Genomic DNA, 23,248 nt, shown 5'->3' on the forward strand with positions numbered 1-23,248 from the left:
TATAACGAACATTTTTAACATCTATATATATAGGTTAAATAAGCTATTTTAGGTGGTGTTAACCTTATTGTTGATATGTTACTTTTAGATTAATTGGTTTTACCAATTTACAATGTGTAGACAAAAGAATAGTTTTTGTTACTATTGGTGAATATTTATTTAAATAAATCGACTTTTTATGTATTCAGTTTTGAACAGGGGAGAATTATGGATATAGGGGCTTTGCTCACAACTGCAGGCAATTTAATGCTAACCGGTATGGTGGGTGTGTTTGTATTTCTTTCTTTATTGATTGGTGCAGTGACAGTTATGTCTAAGCTGGCTAGCAAATTTTCTCAGCCAGAACTTGAAGTATCACAGAGAACACCATCTTTTAAATCTCAAGGTGTGCCAAATGAGCACATCGCTGCAATTAGTGCTGCCATTGCTCAGTACAAAACAAATAATAATTAGAGGAGCATACCAATGGCTAAATTAAAAATAACAGAACTCGTACTTCGTGACGCACATCAGTCGCTTTTAGCTACCCGCATGCGATTAGACGACATGCTACCTATTGCAAAAAAAATTGATGACGCAGGTTATTGGTCTATAGAGTCTTGGGGTGGGGCTACCTTTGACTCATGTATTCGTTATTTAGGCGAAGATCCGTGGGAGCGTATTCGCGCGCTTAAAAAGGCGATGCCAAATACACCCCAGCAAATGTTACTTCGCGGTCAAAACTTATTGGGGTATCGCCATTATGCTGATGATGTTGTTGAAAAGTTTGTTGAGCGCGCACACAAAAATGGCGTAGACGTATTTCGTATTTTTGATGCCATGAATGATGTACGTAACTTAGAAACTGCCATAAAAGCGGCGGTTAAAGTAGGCGCGCATGCCCAAGGTACGATTTCTTACACGGTAAGCCCAGTACACACATTGGATATGTGGCTAACACTTGCTAAGCAGCTTGAAGAATTAGGTTGTCATTCAATTTGTATTAAAGATATGGCGGGATTGCTTAAGCCTTACGATGCAGAAAAACTGATTAAAGGCTTAAAAGAAACGGTTTCAATTCCTATTGCCATGCAATGTCATGCAACAACGGGTTTAAGTACCGCAACGTATCAAAAAGCGATTGATGCCGGTATTGATATGCTCGATACGGCTGTATCGTCTATGAGTATGACTTATGGTCATTCAGCAACTGAAACAATTGCTGCAATCGTGGAAGGTACTGAGCGTGATACTGGGCTTGATTTAAACCACCTTGAAGAAATTGCAGCTTACTTTAGAGACGTACGTAAAAAGTACGCTGCGTTTGAAGGCAGTTTAAAAGGTGTTGATGGCCGAATTTTATTAGCCCAAGTGCCAGGTGGTATGTTAACTAACATGGAAAATCAGCTTAAAGAACAAGGCGCTGCTGATAAACTAAACGAAGTATTACTTGAAATTCCACGGGTGCGTGAGGATTTGGGCTTTATTCCACTCGTTACACCGACCTCGCAAATTGTTGGTACTCAGGCAGTACTTAATGTGCTTACTGGCGAGCGCTATAAAACCATCACCAAAGAAACCGCTGGCGTATTAAAAGGTGAGTATGGCTCAACACCTGCTCCTATGAATAAAGAGTTACAAGAGCGTGTACTTGATGGCAGCGAAGCAATTACCTGTCGCCCTGCAGATGTGATCAAACCTGAACTTGAAACGCTTGAGGCTGAATTAAGTAAACTTGCGCAAGAGCAAGGCTTAACGCTTGCTGATGAGCAAATTGATGATGTGCTTACCTATGCATTATTTCCACAGATTGGTTTGAAATTTATTAAAAACCGTAACAATCCTGATGCATTTGAGCCTGTTCCTAGCGCTGATGATAACGCCAATAAAGCACCTGAAAAATCAGCGGCAAACAATAAAAGCGTTAAGGCAGAGCAATACAGCGTTAAAGTAGACGGTAAAGTATACGATGTCGTGGTTGCTCAAGGTGGTGAGCTTAAAGAGGTGACGTTAAAAGACTCAGAGCATATTCCACAGTCAGCATCGGTTGCCTCGGGTGAAACTCTAAATGCACCACTGGCCGGTAATATTTTTAAAATTAAAGTAAAACCCGGTCAGGTAGTCAATGAAGGTGATGTGGTAATTATTATGGAAGCCATGAAAATGGAAACCGAAGTACGCGCCATGCATACCGGTACGATTGCTGAGGTGCTTGTTTCTGAGGGCGATTCAGTGTCAACCGGCGATGCAATGATTGCACTAGCTTAAGGAGTAAATAGAGGATGGATGGTATTTTAAACCTCTGGCATGCCACAGGCATTGCTAACTTTACATTTCCTGGGCTGATCATGATTGCCGTTGGTTGTTTGCTATTATTTTTAGCAATTGCCAAAAACTTTGAGCCGTTATTGCTACTGCCCATTGGTTTCGGAGCTATTTTAACTAATATTCCAGTAGCTGGTTTATCAGATCCAGGTGGCTTACTTTACTATGTTTATTATGTTGGTATTGATACCGGTATTTTTCCGCTATTAATATTTATGGGAGTGGGGGCCTTAACTGATTTTAGTGCCTTGATTGCCAACCCGCGTATGTTGCTATTAGGTGCGGCAGCGCAGTTTGGTATTTTTGCGACGTTATTTGGCGCTATTTTACTTAACTTTATTCCGGGATTTGAATTTAGCTTACAAGATGCTTCTGCAATTGCGATCATTGGTGGTGCAGATGGGCCAACCGCTATCTTTTTAGCGTCAAAGCTGGCCCCTGATTTGCTGGGCGCTATAGCGGTGGCTGCGTACTCGTACATGGCGTTGGTTCCTATTATTCAGCCACCTATCATGCGTGCGTTTACAACGCCTGAAGAACGCAAAATTCAAATGCCAGAACTGCGTAAAGTATCTAAAAAGGAAAAAATTATTTTCCCACTGATGGTGCTTACCTTAACGGCTATATTCTTACCTGCGGCAATTCCGCTGGTTGGTATGTTCTGTTTAGGTAACTTAATGCGTGAGTCGGGTGTAGTTGATAGGCTCAGCAACAGTGCGCAAAACGAAATCATTAATATCACCACTATATTTCTAGGACTTGCAGTGGGCTCTAAACTTGCTGCCGAGCAGTTCTTAACAGTAGAAACTATTGGTATTTTGGTACTGGGTGCACTGGCGTTTGCTATTGGTACAGCCTCAGGTGTATTTATGGCTAAAGGCTTAAATAAGATATCAAAAACCCCCATAAACCCATTAATTGGTGCTGCGGGTGTATCCGCTGTGCCTATGGCAGCACGTGTTGTTAATAAGGTTGGGCTTGAAAATAACCCGCATAACTTCTTATTAATGCATGCCATGGGGCCTAATGTTGCAGGGGTGCTTGGTAGTGCTGTTGCGGCAGGTATTTTACTCGCTCTTGTGGGTTAAATATAATTTAGACTCAACCTATTAGCGCAGTTTACTGCGCTTTTTTTTGCATAAAATTCACTGTTTTGACTTAAGCGGTTTCTTGTATAGGGTTTTTTGTTTAAAGTAATCACTCTTCATTTTTTAAAGGGCTGTCAAAATGTTACACACTCCGCTGGCAAAATATCTCCCGAATGTAAGCAAACTTGTTTTTGGCTGTATGGGTTTGGGAGGCGCATGGAATAAAGATGCGATTACCAGTGCGCATTTACAACAAACTCATTCATGCATAGATGCCGCCATTGAAGGCGGAATTAATTTTTTCGATCATGCTGATATTTATACCTTAGGCAAAGCCGAACATGTTTTTGGTAAAGCGTTGGCTGAGCGTCCTGAGCTTAGAGAACAAATGTATATTCAGTCTAAGTGTGGTATTCGCTTTGCTGATGAGAAAAACCCGCAGCGTTATGATTTTTCTGCTGATTGGATTGAGCGTTCTGTTGAGGGCTCACTTAAACGATTAAATACCGACTACTTAGATGTGCTTATGTTGCATCGCCCTGATCCATTAATGGAGGTGGAGGAAGTTGCGCAAATATTTAGCTGTTTAAAAGAAAGTGGCAAAGTGCGTCATTTTGCAGTTTCTAATATGTCTCAACATCAAATAAGGTTTTTGCAGCGCGCTTTAGATATGCCAATTGTAGCAAATCAAATAGAGGCCAGTTTACAAAAACATCAGTGGGTTGATGAGGGCATTTATGTAGGTAATGCCGATGGCAAAGATATTAACTTTACCCCAGGGTGTGTTGAGTATTGTCGTGAGCATGATATTCAAATTCAGAGTTGGGGCAGTTTGTGCCAAGGTTTATACTCAGGCGGTGACCTATCAAAAGCGCCACAAGCGGATGTAAACACGAGTATTTTAGTTAGTAAGCTTGCCGTTTTATATGGCACAAGTGCAGAAGCTATTGTATTGGCATGGCTACTTCGCCATCCTGCATCGATTCAGCCAATTATAGGCACAACTAATGTAGATCGTATTAAGGCATCGAGTGATGCAATTAATATTAACTTAAGTCGAGAGCATTGGTATGAGTTATATATTAGCGCGAAAGGCTGCGCTTTGCCGTAAGTTAATACCCGTTTCAATATTATTTAAACGAATTGGTATAATACAAAGGTGTTGATATGAATATATTTGTCATTTTAATTAGCTTAGTGATTGCTTTGGTGATCATTATTCCTTTGCTAGAAAAGTACCAAAGTAAAATGGGGCTAGAGGGTGCTACCAAATACAGCAAGTATATTTGGCCATTAGTCATGATATCTTTGGTTGTGCAGCTAATTTATGTACTTGTAAATTAAGATTGAAACTTAAATATCACACACAAAAAAGCCTTTGCGGGTAACCCCAACAAAGGCTTTTTTATTTAATCAGTGAAGTGGTTATCTAAGTGCTAGTTGTAGCTCACGATTACGCTCTAGTTGTGCGATAAAGTTATCAGCAATAGGCTTAAATTTAGCAAGCTCTGAACGAGGTAATGGTTCAGACTTAGGTAGTTTTACGGTTTTAGGGTTACGGTGAACGCCGTTAACCAAAAACTCATAATGTAAATGCGCACCGGTTACACGACCAGTTGAGCCAACAGTACCTATTTTTTCTCCCTGTTTTACCTTTTGCCCTGTTCTGACTAGGCGCTTGTTAAGGTGTAAGTACTTAGTAACATATTGAGTACCATGGCTAATAAATACGTAATTACCATTATATTTGCTATAGCCTGCTTTAATTACTTTACCATTACCCGATGATACAACTGGCGTGCCTGTGCGTGCAGCGTAATCAATGCCGCGATGTGCTTTCACTTGTCCTGTAACTGGGTGTAGGCGGCGAGGGTTAAAGCTTGAACTAATATATTTGAAATTAACAGGCGCACGCAAAAAGGCTTTTTTCATACTACGGCCTTCAGGGGTGTAAAAGTTACCGTCTGTGTGACGAATAGCGGTGTAACGTTCGCCTTGGTTTATAAATTCAGCGGCAATAATTTTACCGGTGCCAATAAACTCACCGTCAACAAAATGAGACTCATAAATTAAGCCAAATTCATCACCCTTGCGAATGTCGTTTGCAAAATCGACGTCCCAACCAAATATATCGGCAAAGTTCATGATTTGGCGTTCACTTAAACCTGCTGCAATTGCAGAGGTCCAAAAGCTACTTGAAATTTCCCCACCGGCTGTTTTGCTCAATGTCTCTATTTCTTTGCTGTCAATTGAGGTGTCGTATTGGCCTTCGTCATTAAGTGTGACGAATAGCGTATCCGTTTTAGAAATAACGTAGCGTAATTGAGCTAATGAACCGTCTTCGGCGGTAGCAAAGCTTAACGTTTCACCTGGGTGAATTTTAGTTAGCTTACGTGTTTCAGCGTTGGTGTTTACAAGTTTATGCAGCGTTTGCGCAGAAAAACCGGCACGCTTAAAAATAATCGCTAAGTTGTCACCATTTTTAACTTGGTGATCGACAAAATCATATTCTGGAAGTTTTTGTGCTGCCTGCTCTGAATTTAGGTCAGTGAGTTTTTCGTTCTCACCTACTTTAATTTGTAATTCATAGCGCTTACCAATTTCTAGTGTGTTTTCACTATTGTCTTTGGATGCAGTGGCTTTTTCAGAAGGAAGAAAGGCTAAGGCAACAATAGCAGAAACCAAACCTAGAATAAGCATTTTGTGTTTTTTGGGGAGCGTGTTAACCACGTGAACCATAACGTGCCTTTTTCTGCTGTCAAGATAATAAATAGGTTATATTGCAGGATATAACGAATAATCTGTGAATACTAGTATTTTGTAGATTTAAACTCGAGTTAAATTAGGCTAAAATCATAGGGTATTCAGGCTGTTTGTGTTTAAAGTTGAACTGTTACACTATTTTATATTCTTGGATACTTTGCTTTTTCATCATAATATTAAATTAGCTTATAAAACGGTTTAATTACGAGAAGTGATTAATTTGTAAACTGTTTTTAGTTTGTGATAAACACTTTTGGCGTATTATTAATCGCTCGTTTATATCCCCTTTTAGAACGTACACCCTGCATTTTAGTTGGTGCTGCGATTAGTTAAAAAAGTTGTTCTAATTAGGTGGAAATTTGTTATGTTAGCTAAATAGTTTTATTTGCTTTGTGATAACGCGCTAGCAATAAACCGTGAGCATATTACACCCCTTCGTTGTCAGAATTTTTTGGAGTAACACACAGTGGATTTACAAACCGCTCTAGCAGAGATAAAACGCGGTGCAGAAGAGATATTAATTGAAGATGAGTTGGTTGAAAAATTAAAGTCGGGGAAAAAGCTAAAAATTAAAGCTGGTTTTGATCCTACGGCTCCAGATTTACACCTAGGTCACACTGTACTCATTAATAAAATGAAAACCTTTCAAGATTTAGGTCATGAGGTTATTTTTTTAATTGGTGATTTTACCGGTATGATTGGTGATCCAACGGGCAAAAATGTGACCCGTAAACCACTTACACGTGATGACGTGCTTGCCAACGCCGAAACCTATAAAGAACAGGTTTTCAAAATTTTAGACCCAGCTAAAACAACTGTTGCTTTTAACTCTACATGGATGGAGAAATTAGGCGCTGCGGGGATGATAAAATTGGCAGCGCGCCAAACTGTGGCGCGTATGCTTGAGCGTGATGACTTTAAAAAGCGTTATGCTGGCGGTCAATCTATCGCAATCCATGAGTTTTTATATCCACTAGTACAGGGTTGGGATTCAGTTGCACTTGAGTCAGATGTTGAGCTAGGCGGCACCGATCAGCGTTTTAACCTATTAATGGGTCGTGAGCTGCAAAAAGATGAAGGTCAAAAACCTCAAACCGTACTAATGATGCCTTTACTTGAAGGGACTGATGGCGTTCAGAAAATGTCAAAGTCACTAGGAAACTACATAGGTATTACTGATACGCCTAGCGACATGTTTGGTAAAATCATGTCAATTAGTGATGTACTAATGTGGCGTTACTACGATTTGCTAAGTAGCCTTTCTATTGAGCAAATTGCAGCGCAAAAACAGCGTGTAGAGCAAGGCACTAACCCGCGCGATATTAAGATTGAATTAGCGAAAGAGTTAATTGCACGTTTCCATAGCGAAGCCGATGCGCAAGCTGCTAATGATGACTTTATTCAGCGCTTTCAGAAAAAAGCACTACCTGATGAAATTCCAGAGCTGACAGTTATCATTGATGAAGACACTATTCTAATTGCTAACTTGCTAAAAGAAGCTGGCTTAGTGGCGAGTACTTCAGAGGCCATGCGTATGATCAAACAAGGCGCAGTAAAGCTTAACGGCGAAGACAAAATTACCGATACCAAATTGGAAATTGCAAAAGGCACAACGGCTATTTATCAAGTAGGTAAACGCAAATTTGCAAATATCACCGTAGCTTAAAACTTCGGACATTATAAAAAAACCAGCTACGGCTGGTTTTTTTATGCGAACTTAAAAACGAGAACAGCCTTAATAACTTCAACGCTAATAATAATCAGAAGCCAAAAAAAGCGAGTTTGGTTAAGTGTATTGAGTAGTTGTGGTACGTCATCGGCGTTGGGAAGACGCTCTACACCGACACGCATTTTATTAAAACGCTGTGTATTATAAATAGCAGGCCCACCAAGTTGTACCCCCAAAGATGCAGAACATACACTAAGTAACCAGCCTGTATTGGTTTGATAGAAGTGTCGGCCATAATGCTTAATATAATGCATGCTTTTTTTACTGGTCTTTAGTGAGGCAATTGTCAGCGCGAGTAAACGTATGGGAATGTACTCAACAATAAAAAGAATCAGTTTAAGCGGCATCAAAAAAGAGCTATTAGGGGCTATATCACTTCGCCACGCCTGTTGAATTAAAGTGATTAAACGATAGGCGAGAGCGGCGACGGGGCCCAATACTAAAAATATGAAAATTACCACAAAGTAATGACGCGCCGTTCTAAGTATGACACTTTCCATAATGGCTTTAATGATCCCGGGGCTTGAAAGTGCATTAACTTCACGGGCTACTAGTGGCTTTAATAATTCGCGTGCTGTCGATTTTTGATTTTTTTTGACTAGCCTAGCTATGCGTATCGCTTTTTTATTCAGGCTACTGTTTTCTAGGCATAAATATAAAATAAGACCTGATAACAGCTCGGGGTAAAAGGCAAACTGAAGCAGTAAAACTACAATAATAAGCACAGTACTAAGTATAAGAGTACTTGCCATTGAGGCTGCTAAATAATGATATTGCTTGGTGTCTGTTTTTTTATAAATACGCTGGCTTATAGCGCTAAAAATAGCAGAGAGTATGTGGTTAGGGTGATACCAACTTACTAAAGGTAAAAAGCGCTCAGCAAGGAGCGCACAAATAAATACAATAAAGTCCAAATGATTTTGAACAATATTATTGAGCATTTACAGCGTAACCGCCGTTAATTTCTCAAGTAAAGCTACGACCATTTTTGATGAATTTATAGAGGCTGTTTCTAAGTATTCTTCAAATGATTGCGGCGACTCTTTGCCTGCAATATCAGACATTGAGCGAATAACAACAAATGGTGTATTAAGTGCAAAACACGTTTGCGCAATTGATGCACCTTCCATCTCTACTGCTAGCATTGTAGGGAAGTCACTGCGTGCTTTTTCAATACGAACAGGGTCGCACATAAATGAGTCGCCAGTGCAAATTAAACCAACAAGGGTTTTTACTTCACTAATTTGTGCAATTGTTTGCTCGGCTGCTTCTACAAGTTTAGGGTGAGCAGTAAAACCTGCTGGCATTTGTGGTACTTGGCCAATTTCGTAACCAAACGCTGTTACATCAACATCGTGATGACGTACTTCAGATGAAATTACTACATCGCCAACGTTTAGTGATGGGTCGAATCCACCGGCAGAGCCTGTGTTAATAACACAATCTGGATTGAAGTTATCGATAAGTAATGTGGTTGCGATTGTCGAAGCGACTTTACCTATACCTGATTGCACTAAAGTGACGGTATTGCCTGCAAGCTCGCCTGTGTAAAAAGTAAAACCAGCCTTGGTTAAAACTTGTGGATTTTGCATCGCCTCGCGCAAAATTTTAACTTCTGGCTCCATTGCGCCAATAATACCAACATTCATAGTGTTAAATTCCTGAGTTTGAATACGGTGATTATACTGCAAAAAATAACGTGGGGTAAAACAAACAAAAATGCGAGCTTAAAAAGCCCGCACTTTATAAACTTATTGATTATATTTCAGCAAGGGCTGTTGATTGTGCCTTTGCTTGAGAAGGAGACAATACCGCCGGTTTATGAACTCTAGCACGCGTAGGTCGTGAAGGTTTAGATGCCGCTGGCTTACCTAATTTAAACATAATTGCATCGCGTACTTCGCTTGGGCGGTAGCCTGCCTTCACTTTCATACGAATATGTGGAATACCTGCGGCTTCCAATGCGCCATTAACAAACCAGTCGCGCTGTGCTTTGTGGCCATCTTTATTGGCGTTATTAACTAAGTCAACCGCAGCCACTATGGTCATTTTTTCTTTATCTACTAAAACAAAGTCGAGCTGCTTATTTTTTGCTTTAGCCATTGCCGCACGTTTAGATTTAACAGACAGGCCTTGTTTACAGTCAATCACATCGATTAGTTTAACGCGACTAACAATTTTATATTGATCGCCAACAGCGCGCTCTAATAAATTCAGAAACGCCCCTTCTACTTGGGTAAATACACTTTGCTTACGAGTAAAAGGATAAGGGTTTCCGCCGTCATCATTAAATTTTGACGCAACGACAGATGCCCCAACAACTAGCACTAATATTAATAATAAAGCGAATTCCATACGGTAACTCCATAACAACAAATTGACACTGCTTTTCTAAAGCAATTTATGTGCCCAAATAGTTGTTATGGTTGTTTTATTAACGAATGGGGATGAGCACTATTATGCTTTATAGCCGCCTTCAATACCTTTTACGGCAATCGCAACTGCATCATGAGCATGTAAAGACTCATAATGGTTAATTTGCAGGAAGTAATCGCTAAACTCTTTTGACTCTAACGTCGTTTTAATTTTTCGTGCTGCGTCTTCACAAAACATTAAATTTTGACCGTTTAAGCGAGCAAACTCTTGTTCGTCTTCACGTTTTACCGCAGCTTGTACTGGTGTTTTAAGCTCATCTTCGAGTAAATTAATTAAGTTAACTACATCAAACTCTTGAATATTTTGATCTAGCTTTACTTTAACATTAGCAATTGAACGCTGTGAGTGCGGGGTGGCAACAATTCCTTGAGTTGTTCCAAGCCACTCTAAAACTTCTGATTGAGTGAGTGTTTCTTGAGAAAACTTTTCGCTGAATGCGTTTTGAATTAATTGGCGAGCCAGTGCAGCAGAGCAGGGGCAGGTTGATGAATAAGTCACATCAACACTGAGCTCAAAGCTAATGACACCTTGATTGATAGTGCTGGTAAGTACAATAGGGTAGCTTTTCCAACCTGCTTTGCCACTAAGTAATGACTTACGGCGTAGCGGCAATTCAAATTTAAATTCAATGTGTGCTTTATCACTTAAGCCTTCATGACTGGTGATAAAGGTATCTAAGGCTTGTGCTAAGGTTTGTGGGTTGACCTGTTGCTCAGTTGAGAGGTGATCCAGCGCTAAAAATAGTCGCGACATATGAATGCCTTTAGCATCTTCTTTGTGTAAATTAACAAAGGCGCGGGCTTTTGCATTAACGGTAACAGGAGCTAAATCAAGAGATTCAAAAATAAAAGGCAGCTCTATATCGCCCATACCTACCCAGTCTAATTTACCTGTTTGTAAAGCGGCAGCCGTGTTAGCAATATCTGGCATAGTTTTTTGCATGATACGTTACTCGTTATTTGCAATATTTAAAACGCCGCATTTTACACTAAATAAAGATTTGCTGAAATGCAGCAAATAACACCAAACATAAAATTTTATTGTTTTTGTCGCACAACATGAAAATAGCTGATAGAAAATGCTAAAATTAGCCTTTAACCTTGAAAGGTCAACAGACCCTAAGCATTTAGCTAAGAGAAAAACTGATATATGACTGATTCTTCTTTGAACCCGTGGGTTCGAGTTCTTTCCAGTTCAATAACTCGTTTTGGTGAGTTTAAAACTGCTGCTATTTGCTATGCATTATTACTGACAATATCGCTGGTTTTATCGAGTATGTTTTATTACGTTGCCATAGGCGAAGTAAACTTGGTTGATATACTCGCCGTGGTATTTTTTACCTCGGTTGTTTCTCCTTTAGTTATCAGCATATTATTAAACTCTATTCGGCAACTTGATGCCTCTTATGCTTATTTAGATAGTGCCACAAAACAAGAGAAGCTTTTAAATCAAACCCTCAAAGACAATATTAACCGTTTAAACATTGAAATTGACGAACGTAAAATGGCTTTTCATGCTAAACACCGAGCAATAGAAGAGCTTAGGCGTGAAATTGCAGAGCGTAAAAAAACACAACAAGAACTCGCACAGCAAGGCATGTTACTGCGCTCAATAGTAGACTCCTCGCCGGATTTATTTTATTACCGCGATAACAACGGGGTGTTTGCCGGTTGTAATAAAATGTTTGAAGAGGTGATGGGTAAAACCAGTGGTGAACTTATTGGTAAAGCCGCAGAAGAAATATTCCCAAGCCACTTTTTATCAGAAGTACTCAGAACCGATGAGCAGGTTGAGCGTACGCACCAAGGTTTAACTATAGATGTGGAGTACTCAGTAAACGGTGAAATTAGGTGGTTTGAATTGCGTAAACTTCCCTTTATTAATGAACAAGGGGATTACATTGGTTTACTTGCGTTTGGCCGTGATATTACCAGTCGTAAAGAAGCTGCGCAGGCACTAGAAACAGCTTATAAAGATAAAGGGAAATTTATTGCCACATTAAGCCATGAGTTACGCACGCCGCTTAATGGTATTGTGGGCTTAACGCGCATGCTACTGGATACCGAATTAAACAAACAGCAACGCAGTTGGTGTAATACCGTGTTTTCAAGCGCCGAAACACTAGGTAATATATTCAACGATATTATAGATTTAGATAAAATTGACCGTGAGCAGTTAGATATTGCCGCCAACGAAATTAATGTTTCGGACTTTATCAACGATGTAGTTAACTTTGCAGGCCTTATTGCTGAGCAAAAAGAGCTTTCGTTTGAAGTGAAGCGTTCTGGCATGCTTGACATATATGCTTTGCTTGACCCGACCCGTTTACGCCAAGTGGTGTGGAACTTAATTAATAACGCTGTTAAGTTTACTCAACAAGGGAGCGTAACCTTAGATTGTGCCAGAGAAAACCGTGAAGATGGCCCTTGGCTTATTATTAAAATACTCGATACCGGTGAAGGCATTCCACAAGAGCAACTAACACGCATTTTTGACATGTACTATAAAGCGCCAGATCTTAAAGGCACCAATGCCATTGGTTCAGGTATTGGCTTAGCTGTCACCAAAGCGTTAGTAAGCGCAATGAAAGGCACAATAACGGTTAATAGTACCCCAGGAGAGGGCAGCTGCTTTACGGTACAAATTCCGCTGAATTTATGTAGTGCTCCTACCGAACATAGTTATGTTGGGCGTAGCTTATATATTTTATTAGTGGAGGATGTGCCACTTAATGCTGAAATTGCTACTAACCTACTAGAGCAACGTGGACACGAAGTGCTGTGGGCTGAAACGGGTGAAGATGCTTTATCGTTTGTCGAAACTGAAGATGACTTAGATTTAGTCTTACTTGATATGCAGTTGCCTGATATTAATGGTGACGAAGTGGCAAGACAAATTCGCGCTCAAAGTCATTTTGATCAGCTTCCAATAGTGGCATTAACGGCCAATGTACGCAGTGCTGAAGAGGAGCTTGAGGGTATTTCTATTCAAGGCGCACTAGCTAAACCAATAAACACAAGCAAGTTAGATAATATGCTCGCTGAACTCTTTGGCATTAAGCAAGCGCAAATCAAGGCTCCTCAACGAGTGGTCAATCAAGCGTTATTAAATCAAATTAATACTGACTTGTTGGATGTTGAAACCATTGAAGACTTTGTAAATTCGATGGGCGTTGAAGTATTTAAACGCAGTAGCCAGTTGTTCGCAAAGCTAAATCCGCAGTACCAACAAGAGCTGTTAGCTTCGTTAAACGCTGCTGATAGAGAAGAGTACAAATCGGTTGCGCATAAGTTAAAAGGTGCGGCTGGTTCGGTCGGTCTTAATGATGTTCAGTTGCATGCAAAGCAAATGGAGCATGGGGCGCTGGAGCAAAGTGACGAAGTGTTAGCTGTGTGGCTTGAGGAGTTAACAGATAAAATAAATGAAGGGCAACAGGCCCTTCATTTATTTTTACAGCAATTAGAGTAATAACTAATTAGCTATCGATTTTACCAATGAAACGGTAACCTTCACCATGGATGGTGCTGATTAACTCAGATGTTGAGTTGTCGCTTTCAAAGTGTTTGCGGATACGACGAATTGTTACGTCAACCGTACGGTCGTTAGCGCGAAGCTCTCGGCCAGTCATGTGTTTAATTAGTTGCTCACGGCTAAATATACGACCCGGAGAGTCAAGCATTAAACGCAGTGCTCTGTATTCGCCTTTAGGTAGACGTTTCGCGTCTCCGTTTGGAGAAGTAAGGCAGCGACTATTTTCGTCAAGTTCCCAACCGTTAAAGGTGATCACGCCATTTGTTTCAATAGCAGACTCTTCACCACCTAATGCAGTACGCGTAATTAAGTTACGAGCACGAATAGTTAATTCACGCGGGTTGAAAGGCTTAGTAATATAGTCATCAGCACCAATTTCAAGACCTAAAATACGGTCTACATCGTTGTCACGGCCTGTTAAGAAAATAAGACCAACTTTGCGTTTTTGGCGTAATTCGCGAGCTAAAATAAGCCCGTTTTTACCTGGCAGATTGATGTCCATAACTACAAGATTGACGTCATCGTTATTTGTAAGCTTATCATGCATATCATCGCCATCAATGGCTTCAATAACTTTGTAACCTTCGGCTTCAAATAAACTAACGAGGTTTAGTCTAGTTACGTCTTCATCCTCTACGATCAGAATGACTGGCGTTTGCATTTTTAATTAACCTTTTTGTAGAGTGTTTTATTTTAAAATCGGTGTGATCATCAAAACCGACTACTAGAATTATAGGATTATATCTAAATGTTAACAAGTAAAAACAAATTAGATAAAAACAGCTGCGCGCTTAAACTATTATTAAAAACCGCGGCTTAATTGATACTTAACGTTGGATGTATAACTTGAATTATAAAGTCGAAGCCATTTCCTTTAATAATTGATACATCCATCAACCACCTAAAGATACTTAAAATAATCAGACTAATTCAAAACGAAATTATATCACTTTACAATTTTTCATCAATGTATGTGATATGTTAAACACAATTAAGTTCATTAATTATGTGGAAATACAGCATTAATGATACAACTGTTCAATGAGTGCTGTTTTAGTATGGTCATAAAGTCGTAATTCAAGAGCAGACAACGGATTTATTTCACTTTTTAAAATAGCGTAATAATAAATCGTGCTCCTGATTGATACTCAGTATCTAACACAATTTCTCCAGCCAAAGCCTGGGTCACTAAGTTGTAAACTAAATGCATGCCTAATCCACTGGCTCCTTGACCGCGTTTTGAGGTAACAAAGGGGTCAAAAATTTTCGCTCTTATGTTGCTCTCTACACCTAGGCCGTTGTCGGTGTAGGTAATTTGTGTTTTTGTGTTTGTTGCCACAATATCAATTTGCACTACATTGTCACCGCCAGCCACAAATCCGTGTAGTAGGGAGTTTAAAATTAGTTGATGGAAAACTTGCTGCAGTGGCCCTTTTTTACTTTCAACGGTTAAATCTGCTGGACAATTTATAAGAACTTTAGGATTTTTTATTCTTAATTCTTGCCCCATAGACAATAATGTATCGTTTATGAGCTGCTGTAAATGAACGGTGCTAGTGATTTCATCATCTTTGATCACGGCCACTTTTTTAAAGTTAGAAATAAGCTCTGCGACACGGTTTAAACTACTGTAGATGAGGTCTAAGTTTTCAATGCCATCGTTAGTAAATTGCTCAAATTGACTGGCAGTCAATGACTTATTTTGAAAGTTAATTTGTAGCTCCGCGAGTTTATCCCTTAGTAAAGTAGAACCGGTGATCCCAAGCCCTATAGGGGTATTTACCTCATGAGCTACACCTGCCACCATTTGCCCTAATGAAGCCATTTTTTTGTTTTCGACAATTTGAGTTTGGTATTGGTGCATCTTTTCAAGTGTAGATAGCAACTCTTTATTTGCTTCTCTGAGCGCGATGGTTCGTTGGCTTACTTTTTCTTCAAGATTTGAGTTTAGTAGCTTAATTTCTTTTTTATCTTCTTCGTGGCGCTCTATTTGCCTTTGTGTTCGCGCCAGCATTACATTTAAGCTATTAGAAAGCCGGGTTATTTCAGTTAAGTTTGTTAAAGGCGCCCGGGCGTAGTAGTTATGATTTTTAGCTATGTTTTGCAGTAACAAGCTTAAATTTTCTATTGGGCTGGCTATCCTTTTTTGTAGCCTTAAAATAATCAAAGAGATGAAGATAAGTATTAAAGCGATAATGGCAATATCAATTATAATTTTTTTAGTGATAAGCTTATTTAAGTTATCCAAGCTGCCCCTAATATACACATAACCAAGTAACTGATCATTATTGAGTATTGGAGTAATGTACTCAATAAACTCATCACCTACTTGGGGTTCTATAAAGTCGTTAATACTGTCTGTTTTGATTGGTACAGGTGGCGATTTTCGGGCATTAAAACTGGTAAAAAATACTGGTTTTCTTGTTTGCTCATCTAGCGCATAAATATGTAAGTTTGTAACCGATGAAACTTGTTGAAGAAGCTTTAACCGCCTTTCTTCTGCAGGTCTATTTTTATTTAGTAATGACGGCATTGCATCAAAGGCAATGATCTCTGACACCAGCACAAGTTTACTAATCAGCTGCTTTTTTTGCTCTTGTGTACTTAAGTAAGTAGAAATAGAAAGAGATAATAGCAAACAGATGGCTGTTATAAGCATGATGGTTTTAAACAATATGCTACGAATGCTATTTTGCTCTACAGTTTTAGGCATTGCGAGAGGGTCATCCGTGTCAATTGTGAATGTAATAAATACTAGTTTAGCAAAAACAGGAAAAAGTGAAGCAAAAAGATTAGCTTAATTACACTATTTATTCTTAGTTAATCTACGTCATAAAGTAAATATGCGGCTAATATACCGCATATTTATGTTTTGATAGGGGATTAATAATAAGTTTTAGCTACTGTATACAGCAAACTTATTATTTTTAAACACCGTTTGATAACTATCAAATTGGGCTTCTAAAATAGGTGGATATTTTAAAAAGCTATTAGCAACAATAGTGAGCTTACCTGTTTTAGTTAGGTGCTGTTTAGCATTATTTAAAAACGATTCGGCCACTGTGTAGTCAGTTGCAATACCGGTATGAAATGGTGGGTTACTAATAATTAAATCAAACTTACCTGCAATGCTGTTTAAACCATCGCTCAGTACGGCTTCACCATTAACGTTATTAAGTTTAAGCGTTTGTGCTGTTGCATAGGCAGCTAGTGCGCTTACATCACTACATGTAAATGTAAGAGCCGGATTTTTTAGCCCTAAAAACGTAGCAATAAGCCCCGCGCCACAACCAAAATCAAGAACGTTACCGTGTTTTATATTTGGTGCATTTTCTAATAGCATTTTAGTGCCTGCATCAAGGCCGCCATGGTTAAACACGCCAGGAATACTTACAGCAGTAAACTCAATATCACTTACGTTTACCACAAACTCTTTGTGATAAGTACTAATATCAAATGTTGAATTCAGGGTTATTTCTGAAAATGAATATAAAACGCAGTGTTTTGCAGAGTCAATTTTATTACTAAACGCCGTTTTACCGGCGAGTTGCTTTTCAATTGATTTTACACCGCTTTTGTTTTCGCCAACGACTAGCAGCTCAGCTTCTTTACTTATCACGGCGCGTATGTTGTCTAATGCCATTAATAGCTCGGGCTTAGACTTGGGGTAATAAAGAATTACTAAATCATATTCACCGGCGCTAATCGTGTGATTAACTTCTACATTTATACCCGATATGTTTTTAGCAAATTCACCATTTGCATGGTTATAGCTAAAAGCCGTTATTTTACTTTGTGGGTTGAGCGTTTTTAGCTCATTTAAAAAGCCATCTTGAACAAAGTTGACCACCAATATTGATTTACCTTTTAGCTCCTCGCTGTTGCGAAGTAATAATAGGCTCGGATTGGTTAATACGCTCATAAATGGCTTTACCTTACTTGATTATTTAATTAACGGTTATTTAGTACGTTCGAACATTAAATCCCATACGCCATGGCCTAAACGATGGCCACGTTGTTCAAATTTAGTCAGCGGACGTAAATCAGGACGAGGTACATAGTCGTTAGTCTCTGATTGGTTTTTGTAACCAGGTGCTGCTTGCATTACTTCAAGCATATGCTCTGCATAGTTTTCCCAATCGGTTGCCATATGAAAAACGCCGCCAATTTTTAATTTAGAACGTAGCTTTTCTGCAAACTCAGTTTGTACAATACGGCGCTTATGGTGACGCTTTTTGTGCCATGGATCAGGAAAGAACAATTGTAAGGTCGATAAGCTTTCATCGCTTATACAATCTGCAAGGACTTCAACGGCGTCGTGTTCAAATACACGAAGATTAGTAACGCCTGCTTCGTCGGCATCCATTAAGCACGCGCCAACGCCTGGGCGATGTACTTCTATACCGATAAAGTTAAGATGTGGTGCATTTTTTGCCATTTCAACCAATGACTTGCCCATACCAAAGCCAATTTCTAGCACTACATCATTGTCATTGCCAAATACTGCGTTTAAATCAAGTAGGCCGTTTTTATGCTCAAGCCCCATTGTTGGCCAGCATTTTTCGATTGCAGCGGCTTGGCCTTTGGTTAATCGGCCTTCGCGTTTTACAAAACTACGAATAGTGCGGATATACTTACCTTCTTGCTTAGCTTGCTCAAGGTTGTTGTTACTTGATTCACTCATATTATTGGCCTGACAAAACAATGTGTTTAAAAATGGTTGCGTATTATCCCTGACCCGCGCGGGGTTGACAAGCTCTAGGGCGTTATAGCTTGATCTTTTCAACAACTACAATAGACTGAGCCGCCATTGAGCATTAGTAAAAAAGTAAATATGTTGGATTTAAAAAAGCAGCAGTCTGATTGGTTTTCTAACCAAGTAGTTGATTGGTATCATCTCCATGGGCGCAAAACATTGCCATGGCAATTAGCTAAAACACCTTATAAAGTGTGGGTGTCTGAGGTGATGTTGCAGCAAACCCAAGTTGTGACTGTTATTCCCTATTTCGAAAAGTTTATGCAAAGCTTTCCCGATATTATTGCTTTAGCAAATGCTGATGAAGATCAGGTTTTGCATCACTGGACTGGTCTAGGTTACTATGCACGCGCGCGCAACTTGCATAAAACGGCCAAAATAGTGCGAGACAAATATCAAGGCCAGTTTCCCAGCACACTTGAAGAGGTGATGGATTTACCCGGAATAGGGCGCTCTACTGCCGGTGCTGTTTTATCTTTATCGTTGGGGCAGCATCATCCTATTCTTGATGGCAATGTAAAAAGGGTGCTTGCGCGATTTTTCATGGTTGAAGGTTGGTATGGTGTCAAAAAGGTAGAAAATCAGCTGTGGCATTTAAGTGAACAACTCACCCCTAAAAATAATGTGACTGAGTTTAATCAAGCTATGATGGATTTAGGGGCAAGCCTTTGTTCACGAAGTCGTTTTGACTGTGAAGCATGCCCGTTAAAAACACAATGTGGTGCTTTTAATGCGAGTAAGGTTAAAGAGTTTCCACATTCTAAACCTAAAAAAGCAGTGCCTAAAAAAAGTTGTCATCAGTTAATTATTAAACATGACGACAAAGTACTCATGGAAAAGCGCCCAAATAGCGGTATTTGGGGCGGCTTATTTGGATTTTTTGAATTTAATGAGCACAGCGAGCTCGACACTTTTTTAGCACAACAAGGGCTAAAAAGTGAACTTGAGATATTAGCGCCTTTTACCCATGTGTTCTCACATTTTGAGCTAACCATAAACCCACATGTGCTCAATGTTCAGCAAATTCCTGATGTGGTGAACGACAAGCAGTTAATATGGTATCCACTTGATCAATCAATAGAGGTGGGTTTAGCTGCACCGACTAAAAAGTTGGTTAAACAAATGAGCCCAATAGGTTAAACTAGCAGCATTTAGCGTTAGAGAGAATAAATCATGGCACGTACTGTATTTTGTCAAAAGTTACAAAAAGAAGCTGAAGGCCTTGGATTTCAACTTTATCCTGGTGAAATTGGCGAAAAGATTTTTAATAATATATCTAAAGAAGCATGGGGACAGTGGCAGCATAAACAAACGATGCTGATCAACGAAAAGCATTTAAATATGATGGACCCAGAACATCGTACCTTTTTAGAAAAGCAAATGGTTGGCTTTTTATTTGAAGGTAAAGAGGTTGAGATTGAAGGCTATAAGCCAGTAGAAAAATAATCGTTAAAAAAGGGCTATAAAAGCCCTTTTTTGTTGTGCATATCTATGAACAGTTTAGTTAAATCAAGTCATCTTGTTGATCGTGGTTTCTAATTTGTTCTTTTAAAAATTGTGCTGCTCTTGAATATTCAATTTCGAGCTCATCTCTCATCTCAATTAACTCATCGGCATTGATTTCATCAGCCTTACACTTATCCTCAAATGACTGCGCTAAATCAGCCACAATATTAGCCCCCACTGTTTTTGATATAGATTTCAATTGATGGCAGGCAGCTATAATTTCACTTTGACTCTTTTGTAGTACCGCAAAGTTGATTGATTTAATTTGTTCTTGGCTTTGCTCTAAATACATTTTAAAGAAGCGAATTTTTTTAGCATCATCACCATTTATATATTTATTGGCAGATTCCATATTAATAGGCATGGCTGGCTTTTCAGCTGAGCTAATTTGTTTTGGCTGTTTATTATCTAAATCGCTCCATTGATTTAATATGTCCTCAAGCGCATTTAGCTCAATCGGTTTAGTTATAAAGTCATTAATTCCCACAGCTAAACAGCGCTCTCTTTCGCCTTTTAAGGCATTGGCTGTTACAGCAATAATATAAGGTTGGGCATCGATTGCTTCGAGTAATGAAGCTTCTTCTCTAATCTTTTCAACCATATCGTAGCCAGACATTTTCGGCATATGTAAATCGGTTAGGATGAGCGAATAGCTGTTTTTACGCCACATCTCTATGCCTTCCTCACCATTATTCGCTACTTCCACACTATACCCTAATATGTGTAACTGCTCGGTAAGTACCTCTTGGTTTAATAAGTTATCTTCTACCAATAAAACAAGCCTATTTGCAGCGAGTGCTTCTTCTGAATTTAAGTAATGATTCATGCTTTTAGCTTTTTTTATTTGCTTAGGTTTATGTAAGCCCGCCGCAACCAAAATTGAAAGCATAAAGTTAGATTTGCACAGTGGTGAAGCATTAATATAAAAAATATTTTTATGATTAATAACGGCTTCATCTAGCTTACTTAATACCACCATTTGCTGATTATTATCTTCTAGTGAATAAAGTAAACTTCTTAGCAAGGTGCTAATGCTACTCATGTCGTCAATACCATCAACAACCCAAATAATATCCTTTGTGTCTTGATGATTTTCTATGTCCTTTTGCTCATGGGCATAGGTTATTTTGGCACCCATGAATGACAAGTAACGATAAATTACCTTGCCGCGTTCAGCATTGTCACTAACAACAACAACATGTTTATTATTGAGTGTATTTTTATGAGCAAATTCAGTTTTACCTGCCGTTGAAAAAGGCAGTTCAACGGTAAATTCACTACCAATCCCTTCATGGCTTGTAACATGTATAGTACCAAGCATTAGCTCGGTTAAGCTTTTACAAATTGAAAGCCCAAGTCCTGTACCGCCAAATTCTCGGGTAATTGAGCTTTCAGCTTGAGTAAACGGGCTGAATATTTTCCTTAATTGAGACTGACTCATTCCTTTACCGTTATCAACTACACAAAAACGGAGTGTAAAATGATCGGCAGTGTTGTGTGCAACTTCAACCGATATTTTCACCCTACCTTGGGTAGAGCCGTTAGTGCTGGTAAATTTAATGGCATTGCTACATAAGTTATAAAGTACTTGGCGAACCCTGACTGAGTCGCCCATAAGATTACTAGGAATATCGGGTGCAATTGATAAATCGAGTTCTAGGTGACGATTTTTTGCAACTGACGATAACACCTTTGCGACTTCTTCTAGTGTATCTGCAACAGAGAAGGGAGTCTGGTCTATATTGAGCTTTCCTGCTTCAATTTTAGAAAAATCCAAAATATCATCTAAGATACTGAGTAACGAGAATGCAGATTCACGAATAATTGTACTTAAACGTTGTTGTGCACCATCAAGCTCTGTTTGACGAAGTAAATCAATGGTACCGATTACGCCATTCATTGGTGTTCTTATTTCATGACTCATAGTGGCTAAAAAGGTGGTTTTAGTTTCACTGGCTTTTAGCGCTTTTTGCGTTTGTTTTTCTAACTCAAAGGTTCTGCTTTGTACTTCTGTTTCAAGGCTTGTTTGTAATTTTTTTAATTCTTTTTTCGCCGCTTGATCGTCAGCTTGAACCTTACTCACCTTTTTGAGTAACAAATTAACTTGTTGAGCTACCGTTTCTAAACCACCCTCTAGTTGCTCATTTAGGGTGCTTTGATAGTTATCATTTTGCGTAATTTCTTTTAGTTCTTGAGTAAGTGAATCAGTATTTTTATGTAATCGCTTGTTAATGTATTTATTCAACATGAATGCTAATACAAATAGCACTACCAGTGCAGCAAAGGCTACAACATAGGCATTTAGTTGTGAGTGTTGATTTGATGGTGTAACTGAGGACTGTGTTTGCTCAATAATAAGCTCTCCAATTACCTGTCCCTCTGATGAGATTAAATGATGAAGAGTATTTTGTTCTTTAATATGTTTATTAACAGCTAAAGGCGCAATTGCTTTACTGTTATTGCTATAAACTAACTCGGCTTGATTATTGGCATTAAAACGGTGGAGCGTATATTTATAATCATCATTGAGTAAGGTGGTGATATCGAGTAATTGTGTGGCCTTGTCTTGCCCGTATATTGTTAATGCTTCTACTAAAGGCTGATCAAGACGTTCAGCAAGTTTTGTTAACGATACACTAGAGGCTGGAGCAGATGTATTGTTATCCGCATTGCTTTGTGAATAAAGCGCAAAGGCGACTACAAATAATGCGGTTATTATAAGGTTACTAACTAAGAATAAAGGTAGTAGGCCTTTTATTGCTGAAGAGGGCTTGCTCTGCATGAGTTTTCCTGTGGTCTTATTATTAAAACGGTAAGCCTGTACCGAAGGTTATTAATCGTAACACCTAAAAAAAATAATTCACTACGTTTTTTAAACTCTTTTGTTGGATAAATACACTGTATTAACGAAAATAGCCTCGAGTTGTTTGAAAACCGTTCAAACGATTATAAAGAATAAAAAAAAAGTTGACTTGTAGGGGCAAAACTCGTTTAATACGCCGCACGCCCAGATAGCCAGTCAGTAGAGCTAGCTGGGAATTGCATTAAAAATCCGTTAAGATTTTTAATTAGCACTGTTTAAGTGCCTCGATAGCTCAGTTGGTAGAGCAGAGGATTGAAAATCCTCGTGTCCCT

The 23,248-nt window shown here is 39.0% G+C and carries 19 protein-coding genes; 9 read left to right on the forward strand and 10 right to left on the reverse strand.

The features are described from left to right. Positions 1–207: 207 nt before the first annotated feature. The 5 genes from QMA00_RS15965 (at position 208) to QMA00_RS15985 (ending at position 4,736) form a co-directional block, all read left to right on the forward strand. On the forward strand, positions 208–453 hold the full coding sequence (locus QMA00_RS15965) for an OadG family transporter subunit (protein WP_013464128.1): 246 nt from the start codon (positions 208–210) through the stop codon (positions 451–453). Between the two features lie 12 nt (positions 454–465). Next, positions 466–2,247: a sodium-extruding oxaloacetate decarboxylase subunit alpha gene (gene oadA / locus QMA00_RS15970; RefSeq protein ID WP_076922084.1), complete on the forward strand. Its 1,782-nt coding sequence runs from the start codon at positions 466–468 to the stop codon at positions 2,245–2,247. 14 nt (positions 2,248–2,261) lie between these two features. Continuing rightward, positions 2,262–3,392 carry a sodium ion-translocating decarboxylase subunit beta gene (locus tag QMA00_RS15975; protein WP_008115142.1) on the forward strand — a complete coding sequence of 377 codons (1,131 nt, stop codon included), beginning with the start codon at positions 2,262–2,264 and terminating at the stop codon, positions 3,390–3,392. Between the two features lie 139 nt (positions 3,393–3,531). Next, a complete protein-coding gene (locus QMA00_RS15980) occupies positions 3,532–4,503 on the forward strand; it encodes an aldo/keto reductase (protein WP_076922083.1) in 972 nt (323 codons plus the stop codon). A 56-nt stretch (positions 4,504–4,559) separates the two neighbouring features. Then, the gene (locus QMA00_RS15985) at positions 4,560–4,736 is read left to right on the forward strand and encodes a hypothetical protein (RefSeq protein ID WP_013464132.1); all 177 of its coding nucleotides are present in this window, start codon (positions 4,560–4,562) and stop codon (positions 4,734–4,736) included. An 81-nt stretch (positions 4,737–4,817) separates the two neighbouring features. Here QMA00_RS15985 and QMA00_RS15990 read toward each other — a convergent pair whose 3' ends face one another. Further along, positions 4,818–6,131 (reverse strand): peptidoglycan DD-metalloendopeptidase family protein, encoded by a 1,314-nt coding sequence (locus tag QMA00_RS15990; RefSeq protein WP_013464133.1) that lies wholly within the window; start codon positions 6,129–6,131, stop codon positions 4,818–4,820. Positions 6,132–6,621: 490 nt separating this feature from the next. Between QMA00_RS15990 and tyrS the strand changes: the two genes are divergently transcribed. Further along, on the forward strand, positions 6,622–7,821 hold the full coding sequence (gene tyrS / locus QMA00_RS15995) for a tyrosine--tRNA ligase (RefSeq protein ID WP_076922082.1): 1,200 nt from the start codon (positions 6,622–6,624) through the stop codon (positions 7,819–7,821). 41 nt (positions 7,822–7,862) lie between these two features. On the opposite strand, the gene ampE is transcribed toward tyrS, so the two are convergent. The 4 genes from ampE to folE2 form a co-directional block, all read right to left on the reverse strand. Next, a complete protein-coding gene (gene ampE / locus QMA00_RS16000) occupies positions 7,863–8,825 on the reverse strand; it encodes a regulatory signaling modulator protein AmpE (RefSeq protein WP_076922081.1) in 963 nt (320 codons plus the stop codon). After that, the gene (gene mtnN, locus QMA00_RS16005; RefSeq protein WP_016900621.1) at positions 8,826–9,533 is read right to left on the reverse strand and encodes a 5'-methylthioadenosine/S-adenosylhomocysteine nucleosidase; all 708 of its coding nucleotides are present in this window, start codon (positions 9,531–9,533) and stop codon (positions 8,826–8,828) included. A 109-nt stretch (positions 9,534–9,642) separates the two neighbouring features. After that, complete coding sequence (locus QMA00_RS16010; protein WP_013464137.1) at positions 9,643–10,239, reverse strand: DUF2726 domain-containing protein; 597 nt, start codon at positions 10,237–10,239, stop codon at positions 9,643–9,645. Positions 10,240–10,341: 102 nt separating this feature from the next. Further along, the gene (gene folE2, locus QMA00_RS16015; protein WP_076922080.1) at positions 10,342–11,262 is read right to left on the reverse strand and encodes a GTP cyclohydrolase FolE2; all 921 of its coding nucleotides are present in this window, start codon (positions 11,260–11,262) and stop codon (positions 10,342–10,344) included. A 207-nt stretch (positions 11,263–11,469) separates the two neighbouring features. Here folE2 and arcB point away from each other — a divergent pair, with 207 nt between their 5' ends. Beyond that, positions 11,470–13,788: an aerobic respiration two-component sensor histidine kinase ArcB gene (gene arcB / locus QMA00_RS16020; RefSeq protein WP_076922079.1), complete on the forward strand. Its 2,319-nt coding sequence runs from the start codon at positions 11,470–11,472 to the stop codon at positions 13,786–13,788. 7 nt (positions 13,789–13,795) lie between these two features. Here arcB and arcA read toward each other — a convergent pair whose 3' ends face one another. From arcA to trmB, 4 genes are all read right to left on the reverse strand, one after another. Beyond that, entirely contained in the window at positions 13,796–14,512 is a 717-nt protein-coding gene (arcA, locus tag QMA00_RS16025) for a two-component system response regulator ArcA (RefSeq protein WP_008110444.1), read from the reverse strand. Positions 14,513–14,959: 447 nt separating this feature from the next. Continuing rightward, a complete protein-coding gene (locus tag QMA00_RS16030) occupies positions 14,960–16,564 on the reverse strand; it encodes an ATP-binding protein (protein ID WP_033102601.1) in 1,605 nt (534 codons plus the stop codon). Positions 16,565–16,747: 183 nt separating this feature from the next. Next, a complete protein-coding gene (locus tag QMA00_RS16035; protein WP_076922078.1) occupies positions 16,748–17,773 on the reverse strand; it encodes a methyltransferase in 1,026 nt (341 codons plus the stop codon). A 36-nt stretch (positions 17,774–17,809) separates the two neighbouring features. Then, positions 17,810–18,535 (reverse strand): tRNA (guanosine(46)-N7)-methyltransferase TrmB, encoded by a 726-nt coding sequence (gene trmB, locus QMA00_RS16040; RefSeq protein WP_024601262.1) that lies wholly within the window; start codon positions 18,533–18,535, stop codon positions 17,810–17,812. Between the two features lie 150 nt (positions 18,536–18,685). Here trmB and mutY point away from each other — a divergent pair, with 150 nt between their 5' ends. Both mutY and QMA00_RS16050 read left to right on the forward strand, forming a co-directional pair. After that, on the forward strand, positions 18,686–19,747 hold the full coding sequence (gene mutY / locus QMA00_RS16045) for an A/G-specific adenine glycosylase (protein WP_076922077.1): 1,062 nt from the start codon (positions 18,686–18,688) through the stop codon (positions 19,745–19,747). Between the two features lie 33 nt (positions 19,748–19,780). Next, complete coding sequence (locus QMA00_RS16050) at positions 19,781–20,053, forward strand: oxidative damage protection protein (protein ID WP_076922076.1); 273 nt, start codon at positions 19,781–19,783, stop codon at positions 20,051–20,053. 58 nt (positions 20,054–20,111) lie between these two features. On the opposite strand, the gene QMA00_RS16055 is transcribed toward QMA00_RS16050, so the two are convergent. Then, positions 20,112–22,895: an ATP-binding protein gene (locus QMA00_RS16055; protein ID WP_076922075.1), complete on the reverse strand. Its 2,784-nt coding sequence runs from the start codon at positions 22,893–22,895 to the stop codon at positions 20,112–20,114. Positions 22,896–23,248 lie beyond the last annotated feature (353 nt).

Source organism: Pseudoalteromonas sp. APC 3694, assembly GCF_030407565.1.
Lineage (GTDB): Bacteria > Pseudomonadota > Gammaproteobacteria > Enterobacterales > Alteromonadaceae > Pseudoalteromonas > Pseudoalteromonas tetraodonis.